This window comes from Pseudomonas nicosulfuronedens (genome assembly GCF_005877905.1).
Lineage (GTDB): Bacteria > Pseudomonadota > Gammaproteobacteria > Pseudomonadales > Pseudomonadaceae > Pseudomonas > Pseudomonas nicosulfuronedens.
In genome coordinates, this window is the sequence record NZ_SWDV01000138.1 from 1 (window position 1) to 583 (window position 583).

The following is a 583-nucleotide window of genomic DNA, read 5'->3' on the forward strand; positions in this document are numbered from 1 at the left end:
GTATGGCCAGCGAACTGCACCTCCGCCGGAGCCATCTTGTAGACGATAGAGAAGGTTGTTGCCTGCTTTAACTCAAGGAATGGTGTAGGCAATGGTTGTCGGCTGACTAGGCGCCGATACTTGCAGTCGAATACCCATAGCCCACTTTTCACGTAGTCATCGGCGTAGATCACGACGCCGTTGCCTAAGTCCTTGTTGTATGTGCTCGTCATTACCTTAAATTCATAGCGGGCTATGATCAGTATCAGGGGGAGGAAAATTATGAAGGCAACCCAGGAGCCTTTACTTTGGTAAGAAATCAAGGGGTTCTCCAGGTGCGCTGGTTTTTGGTCTTAAATGGAGGGGCGTCGGTTGAGTTTGTCGATCGGTGCTCTGGTAGTTATTGAGGTTTAGGGCAGCTCTTGGCGGCGGCCTGGAGCGCTTTGGCGTGACTCATGTAAGTCTCGGGGGGGTAGGGCTCTGCGGTTATCTCAATGTTTGGCAAGCTCTTGCTACCAATCCAGTCGCGAACTTCTAACACCCAAGGGCGACCATTATGGTTGCTCAAAATATTAAAAACATTGACATTTAAGACCAAAAACCA

Annotated in this window: 2 protein-coding genes; both read right to left on the minus strand. The window is 49.7% G+C overall.

Features of this window, described 5'->3' with window-relative positions:
• Positions 1-302 (minus strand): hypothetical protein (locus FAS41_RS31120; protein ID WP_218939158.1); only part of this gene is annotated, 302 nt, incomplete at its 3' end.
• Positions 303-379: 77 nt separating this feature from the next.
• Positions 380-583: hypothetical protein (locus FAS41_RS31125; RefSeq protein WP_218939159.1), on the minus strand; the 204-nt coding region annotated here is incomplete at its 5' end.